Here is a 5317-nt window from a genome sequence, read left to right on the forward strand (position 1 = left end):
GCCGGGCGCACATAAAAAAGTGTAACTTCGGTTACACTTTTTTATTTGAGTTTAAATTTAATTTACCTAAATTTTATCATAAAATTTGATGAAATTTGATAAGGAATAGGTGACTTCAAAACCATGAATTATATTTCGCCATGTATGTATAAATCAATTAATAGTATCCTTCATACGAATGGATAATAACATAAATAATTTTTAGCTATCCTCTAAAATAATATCCTTGAATATAATATTGACTTAACTTAATTATTATCATCCTTATCCACAGATCACAAAAAAAAACTTTACACTGAGTACCGGTTGGTATCAATAAATTTATTATGAACAAGATTTTGTAACACAGCTAAAATAAAAAAGATACTTATTTACTCAATTGTGGATAAGTATCTTTTTTGTTTTCAAATTAACCTTCTAAGTATTTACCTAAGAATGATGTTGCGATTTTAGCACTGTTAATATCTAATTCATTAACTAATTCATCTTCTTCAGTTCCTACTAAAATAACTGCACCTAAGCTATCTCCATTTGAGATAATTGGAATCATTACGAATGAACGCTCAGTTGTTTCACCATCAACGATTTCTAAAACTTCTTTTCCTTCAGCGATTTTAGATGTACGATTTTCAATCATGTCGCTTAATGGACGGCTAACACGACGGTTTAAATATTGTTTTTTAATTTCTCCAGAAGCTGCAATAATATCTTCACGGTCTACAATTAAAATACCTTTTTTAGTAGATGCTTGCATTGCATCAGCGTATTGTTGTGCAAATGCAGAAATGTCAGCGATTGGAGAATATTTTTTTAATACAACCTCTCCTGATTGATTAACGAAAATTTCTAAAGAATCCCCTTCGCGAATACGCATCGTTCTACGAATTTCTTTTGGGATTACAACACGACCTAAGTCATCTATACGACGAACAACTCCAGTAGCTTTCATCTTTCTCAAAACCTCACTTTCAAATTATCTAACATTAGTTTTTATGTTTTTTAATAAATTATACCTTTTTTACATCTTTTTTGAATCTTTCGAAATTTTTAAATAAATCTAATGCATATTCGAACCATTGTAACCTTTTAACAACTGGTAAATCAAAAATAATATTTATTCGATTATCCTTATACGCCAGACGAATCATAGAACCGATCTTGTGAACAGCTTCAAATAATTTCTGTCCATCAATATCTTGTGTAATTTCTTCCTTTAATATGAATTCTATCGTATTTTTAGTCGATTTTGTTTTTTCAATATATGGTTCGGTTATATTCTTTAAAAAGGTCAGATCAATTAAATATTTAACATCATCAGGGAAATCACCAAAACGGTCAATTAATTCATCGATAACGTCTTTATATTCTTCATCATTAGTAACTTTTTTAATTTTTTGATAAATTTCAATTTTGGTCGATTCATCACTGATATAAAAATCAGGTATGTACGCATCAACTTTCGTTGGAAAGTCAAATTCTAATTTTGGTAATTCAAATGAAGCGACTTCAAAATTGCTACCTTCTCTTGCGTGAACTACTGCTTCACTTAACAATTGAGTATATAAATCCAGTCCAACTGTATCTATAAATCCATATTGTTGTGCTCCTAACATATCTCCAGCTCCACGTATTGCTAAGTCACGCATGGCAATCTTGAATCCTGAACCAAGTTCAGTAAATTCTTTAATTGTTTGTAGCCTTTTTTCAGCATTTTCAGTTAATACTTTATTTCTAGGATACATGCAGTAAGCATAAGCAATACGATCACTTCTTCCGACGCGACCTCTTAGCTGATATAGTTGTGATAAGCCTAATCGATACGAATCTGAGATAATCAGAGTGTTCGCATTTGGTATATCAATCCCTGTTTCAATAATAGTGGTACAAACTAAGACATTAAATTTCTTTTCTTCGAAATCCGCCATCGTTTGTTCAAGTTGTTCTTTACTCATTTGTCCATGAGCATATTCAACCACTGCATCCGGCACTAACTTTTGTATTCTTGCCGCTCTTTTCTCTATATCTGATACTCTATTATATAAATAGAATACTTGTCCATCCCTAGCCAATTCACGTTCGATTGCATCACGAATTACTCCATCATGTTCTTCCAGTACATAAGTTTGTACCGGATAGCGATTCATTGGTGGAGTCTCAATCAATGATAAACTTCGAATACCAATCATCGACATTTGTAATGTCCTTGGAATTGGTGTTGCAGTAAGCGTTAAGACGTCAACTTCAGTTTTAAACTCTTTGATTTTCTCTTTATGTTCAACCCCGAAGCGTTGTTCTTCATCGATAATTAAAAGTCCTAAATCTTTAAAGATTACATCTTTTGATAAAATTCGATGCGTTCCGACAACGATATTTATTTTACCACTTTTTATATTTGTTAGCAATTCCTGTTGTTCTTTTATTGACACATAACGATTAAGTAATCCAATTTTTACATCAAAATCCTTAAAACGTGCCACAAATGACTCATAATGTTGCTTAGAAAGAATTGTTGTTGGTGCTAAATAGGCAACTTGCTTCCCATCCTGGACTGCTTTAAATGCAGCGCGCATCGCTACTTCCGTCTTTCCGTATCCAACATCTCCGATTAATAAACGATCCATTGGATGTGGCGCTTCCATATCTTCTTTAATCTCAGCCACAGCCCTTAGCTGATCATCTGTTTCAACATATGGGAAGGCATTTTCAAACGCATGTTGCTCAATCGTGTCTTTTGAGAATGCGTAACCAGGTAAATGCTCGCGTTTAGCATAAATTTTGATTAATTTATCTGCAATATCTTTAACCGTTTTCTTAACTTTTGCCTTCGTTTTCTCCCATTCCGATGTTCCTAGTTTGTGGATTTTCGGTTTTGCCCCCTCTGATCCTACATATTTTTGAACCATCTCAATTTTGTCGATTGGAACATATAGTTTATCGCCTCCGCGATAAGCAATCATTAAGAAATCTTTACGGGCACCATTTGTTTCTAATGTCTCAATCCCAATATACTGTCCAATTCCGTGTTGAACATGAACCACATAGTCTCCGAGCTTAAGCTCATTATAGTCTTTAATCTTCTTACCTTCTTTAAAATTACTTTTATAAGCTGTTTGTTTTTTTCGTTTTGTATGAACCTCATAATCCGTATAAACAACAATATTCGGTTCTAATAGTTCAAAACCTAATGGTAATCGCTCATAGACAAGATGGATCGAACCTTCTCTAATTTCATCGATCGTCGTTGGGAATGCAACAGTCACTCCTGATTCTTCTAAATAATTGGCTAAGTTATTACGTGCCTCCACACTTGAAACTGTGACAAAGACTGTAACCCCATTTTCTTTGAGTCGTTTACACTCTTTCGCAAAAAATTCAAGTTGTCCATGAAACTCAGTAACACTCTTAGTCATTAGCTTAACGTGTTCTGTCAATTTGATTTCTTGTAATGAACTCGTATGTTCAAGTAAAAATAGCTGTCTAGAGACTTTTGTTTGAGTAATTGGATGATATAAATTTAAATCAACGACTGTTTTTCCATTTTCGATGGCTCCTTCTTGCCAGGCTAATGCATCTTCATTCATATGCTCTTGATTCTCTAAAATACGATTGTAATCAATATAGATTACCAATGGATCATCGAAATAAGATAGCAATGTATCTGGTTTTTCATACAATAATGAAATATATTTATGCATGACCTCTAAATCTTGATTATTTTTAATCTTTTCTATATCACCATAGATTCTAGCATATAAATTATCACGTGTTTCCCCTTCAACAAGTGGTGCCGTTTTTGTTAAGCGTTCTTTAATATTTTTTTCAAAACGCTCAACTTGCTCGTCTGAATAAACAAGTTCAAATGTTGGAACGAGAGCTGCCTTTTCAACTTTATTAATCGAACGTTGAGTTTCTGTTGAAAAATAACGAATTGTATCAATTTCATCATCAAAGAATTCAATACGAATTGGATTCTCTTCTGTCATCGGAAAAACATCTAAGATTCCGCCTCGAACACTAAATTCACCCATATGCTCAACAGCACGAACCGATTGATAACCTAACTCAACTAATTTACGTTTTAGTTCATCAAGTTCGTAAGTTCCACCAACCTCTAATTGAATATCGGCTTGTTTAAAAATCTCTTTTGGTGTTAAGAATCGTGTCGCACCAGCAACATGTGTTACAACGATTTTATTTTGATTTTCAATTATTGAAGCTAGTGTATTCATTCGTTCGATACGTAACTCAGAACTTGAAGCAAGCATCTCAGCTGTTATAAATTCATCCATAGGAAAAAGACGGACTGAATTCATGTCCATCAAATCAATGAGTTGATCATACAAACGCTGAGCGTGATATAAATTTTGCATCATAATGATCATCGGTCGTTTTTTATTTTCGAAAATCATTTGTAATAATGGTGCATAAAAAGAAGTTGTAACCCCGCTTAATAAAACATTTTGATTATCCTTATCTAATGTATTCATCAAAGTTTGAAGTTGTTCAGACTTTGAAATATACTGATTCATCACATTCATTCAAACACCCACCTTCTGTGACAAGTCCTATTTACTATACTCAGTCATCACTTTATTAAATGATTCTGTTAATGCCATTTCACAAGCTTTTACTGATAAATCAATCGCCTGATTGACAAGTGCTAACTCATCTTCTGTAAATTTTCCTAACACATAATCCACTACTGGAATTTTGGGATGGCGATCGATTCCCACACGAATACGTTTAAATTCTTGTGTTTTAGTGTGTGCGATTAATGACTTAATTCCATTATGGCCACCTGCACTTCCTTTTAAACGCATTCGAATCTTTCCGTGTGGTAAATCTAAATCATCATAGATGACAATTAAATCTTCGATATCAACATCATAAAAATCCATAACTGCACGAACTGACTCTCCAGATAAGTTCATGAAAGTTGTTGGTTTCAATAATATAACCTTTTCACCTTTAACAACTCCACGCCCAATCTCACCTTTAAATTTTTTTTCTTCTGATAAATGAATATTCCATGCTTTGCTTAATTCATCAATAACCATAAATCCAGCATTATGGCGTGTTCTTTCATATTTTGAACCTGGGTTTCCCAGACCTACAAACAATTTCATAAAATTTCACCTCATTCAGAGTTTAAATAACATATCCTATTTTACAGTAATCGCATACGTTTTACCAATATTTCTTCTAGTATTTGAGTGGTTTTCTTTTTAATGAAATACGTTTTAAAAAAAGAGACATTTCACTTTATTTTCTGCTAAATTAAACAGATTTATTGCAAGTAAATCGAGTAGGAGATAAT

At 32.9% G+C, this 5317-nt stretch carries 3 protein-coding genes; all 3 read right to left on the reverse strand.

Annotated elements, in window-relative coordinates; all coding sequences use genetic code 11:
* Positions 1 to 409 precede the first annotated feature (409 nt).
* Genes NEH74_RS11705 through pth form a run of 3 tightly spaced genes read right to left on the reverse strand, consistent with a single transcriptional unit; the run spans position 410 to position 5126 of the window.
* Positions 410 to 949 (reverse strand): stage V sporulation T C-terminal domain-containing protein, encoded by a 540-nt coding sequence (locus NEH74_RS11705; RefSeq protein ID WP_055242950.1) that lies wholly within the window; start codon positions 947 to 949, stop codon positions 410 to 412.
* Between the two features lie 58 nt (positions 950 to 1007).
* Positions 1008 to 4538: a transcription-repair coupling factor gene (gene mfd / locus NEH74_RS11710; RefSeq protein ID WP_055305914.1), complete on the reverse strand. Its 3531-nt coding sequence runs from the start codon at positions 4536 to 4538 to the stop codon at positions 1008 to 1010.
* Between the two features lie 27 nt (positions 4539 to 4565).
* Positions 4566 to 5126, reverse strand: a complete 561-nt coding sequence (gene pth, locus NEH74_RS11715; RefSeq protein WP_055305913.1) for an aminoacyl-tRNA hydrolase — start codon at positions 5124 to 5126, stop codon at positions 4566 to 4568.
* Positions 5127 to 5317: the final 191 nt, after the last annotated feature.

The organism is Turicibacter sp. GALT-G1 (assembly GCF_025594995.1).
Lineage (GTDB): Bacteria > Bacillota_I > Bacilli_A > MOL361 > Turicibacteraceae > Turicibacter > Turicibacter bilis.